Genomic DNA, 2,343 nt, shown 5'->3' on the forward strand with positions numbered 1-2,343 from the left:
AATCCGGGCAATCCGGGTCCTGGCGGTCCGGGTCCTGGCGGTCCTGGTGGGCCGGGTGCGCAGGGGCCTGGTGGTCCTGGTCCGGGTGGCCCTGGGGGACCGGGTAATCCGGGCAATCCGGGTCCTGGCGGGCCTGGCGGGCCTGGTGGGCCTGGCGGACCTGGTGGCCCGCCGCCGCCTCCGTATGTGCAACACGGCTACTACGACCGGGGTGGCCCGCAGTGGGGCGGCCCGCGGGACGCACCGCACGGATTCAGCGCGCCGGGTCACGGTGCACCGCCTCCGCCTCCGCCGAACGGCTTCGGGTGGAACGGCGGACCACCCCCCGGAGCACCGCCGCCCAACTGGGACGGGCCACCGCCTCCTGGTGGCTGGAACGGACCGCCGCCGCCTGGTGGCTGGAACGCACCATGGAATGGGCCGGCGCGCGACATCGGCTGGGGGCAGGCTAATTACGGGCCGTTCAACTACAACGGCTACAACGCCACTCCAGTGTTCAATCCGTTGTTCGGTGGATGGGGATACTGGTACTTCGGCAACTGGATCCCACTGTACTGATCTGACCTCAACTGGCCTCCCGCTTTCATCGAAGGCGGGAGGCCAGTTGTATCTTGGCTGGGCCCTGGAAACGGCTGTGAAGGCGTGCCGCCCGGCCGGAAAAGAATGCATCCAACGCGATTCCGTTGCAAGATGTCCGGCGTGGCTATGTACCAAGGTAGGGCGCTGGCAGACATCAATCTCAGCGGACGCGACTTAGGGGAGGCGCTTGAGGCGTTCATCTCCCGTCGGGATCCAGGCCTGCAGAACGTCCAGATCAAGCGGGCGACTCCGACGGGTGACGTCGAGACGCGGGTGCAGCCCCACAAGCGGTGGTACGAGGTCCTCTTCGAGGTCGACGACAACCCCGACGACGAGGAAGACGAAGACCTGGATAGCTACGCGGCCCGAAAGAAAGCGGAAGCCAAAGCGCGGGCCGCTGAGAAGGCGCGGGTGAAGGAATGGACCGGGCGTAGTCAGGGAGTCTTTCCGACCAGCGAGATATGGCCAGAAGCCAATCAGTGACGCGAATCGGTCTTCATCGCCGATGATGTAGGGCGGTGGACCGAGAGGAGCGGGCGTGGTGACTGACGTGTCGGTCGTCGATCGGGCTCGCGGGAAGTGCGACGTGGTCGGTGTCGAGGCTGCCGAATCCGAGCGCCTTCGGAGGCTGGTCGCGCAGGTTTGACTCGGCCTCATCGACGACCAGTTTGGACTTTGATTGCGCTGCAACGGAATTCGAAAAAGACAGCCATGGTGAATGCTACTCGGGCCTGTTTTCGGACGTTAGTGGTGACCGGACCCGCCGCCGGCCTCGGTCTGGCGACAGCGAAGCGTCTGCTGGCCGAGGGTGGAAGCGTGATCGACGGCATCGTTCATGCCGCCGGCGGCGGGCCGGTTCATCTGCTGGATCGCGCGGAGTCGACACGAGTGATCGCGATCAATATCACCGGATTCATCGAAACGCCCTTGCCGGACGCGTATTCGGCCTGCCCGGGTTGGTATAGCTCTTCGGCCTTCCAACCTGACGCGTCGCAGCGTCAGTCAACGGCCATACACGCGGACAGCGCAGCGTTCACGCTGACGTCCACCGGCAGCAGCTCGGTCAGCCCACACGCCCGCACGATCCGCGCGACGACCGGCTGGCTGCTGACCACACGCATCTCGACGCCACGCTCCCGCGCCCGCTCAGCCTCCTCGGCAAGGGCGGCGTATGCGCAGCATCCCATGAAGTCCAAACCGTCGGTGTCGACCACGAGCGGGCCCGGCGGGCCTGCGGCCGCGGACGCCTCGCTGAGGAGATGGCGCCATGCGGCATCGTTGGAAGCGTCCAGTTCACCGCCGGCGCTGACGATCACCGCCGGGCCGCTGCGTTCGGTGGTTGCTCGCAGCGTGCTGCGTGCTTGCGCGAGTTCGGAAATCAGGCGACTGCTCAGCATCAGAGGATGAAAAGAGGGGTCAGCCATCAAAAAAGTGCTCACGGTGCTCCTGATCCATAGGCGCCGAGCGCCTCGATATGGATGCCTGCCCTAGAAGCTTAAGACCGACGTCAGTTTGTAGACCAGCTATTCATAACAGAAGCGCATCGGCCGTGTCCATACAAAAGCGGCTGAGAATTGCATGAGGAAGATATGAGTTTTGATGTTTCAGCGAACTCTATCGTTGAGCGGGTGATCCAAATAGTGGACCAACTCGCGCGACTGAACGCTGTGGTAGCTGCGCCCAGATGATATGAAAAGTGGTCGTGGACATGCGGTTTCATGTTAGCGTCCCGGTCTTGGACGCATCGGCCCGCCGTGTTATCAG

3 protein-coding genes and 1 pseudogene are annotated in these 2,343 nt (G+C 64.2%); 3 read left to right on the plus strand and 1 reads right to left on the minus strand.

Features of this window, described 5'->3' with window-relative positions:
* The 3 genes and pseudogenes from ABDV69_RS20500 to ABDV69_RS20510 form a co-directional block, all read left to right on the plus strand.
* Positions 1 to 558 (plus strand): MAP_0585 family protein (locus ABDV69_RS20500; protein ID WP_343577611.1); only part of this gene is annotated, 558 nt, incomplete at its 5' end.
* Positions 559 to 690: 132 nt separating this feature from the next.
* Entirely contained in the window at positions 691 to 1,062 is a 372-nt protein-coding gene (locus ABDV69_RS20505; RefSeq protein WP_343577613.1) for a hypothetical protein, read from the plus strand.
* 228 nt (positions 1,063 to 1,290) lie between these two features.
* Positions 1,291 to 1,491: pseudogene (locus ABDV69_RS20510) on the plus strand (oxidoreductase); the annotation flags it as partial.
* Between the two features lie 86 nt (positions 1,492 to 1,577).
* Here ABDV69_RS20510 and ABDV69_RS20515 read toward each other — a convergent pair.
* Positions 1,578 to 1,976: an anti-sigma factor antagonist gene (locus ABDV69_RS20515; protein ID WP_343577615.1), complete on the minus strand. Its 399-nt coding sequence runs from the start codon at positions 1,974 to 1,976 to the stop codon at positions 1,578 to 1,580.
* Between the last annotated feature and the right edge of the window lie 367 nt (positions 1,977 to 2,343).

It is taken from the genome of Mycobacterium sp. (assembly GCF_039583785.1).
Taxonomy (GTDB): Bacteria; Actinomycetota; Actinomycetes; order Mycobacteriales; family Mycobacteriaceae; genus Mycobacterium.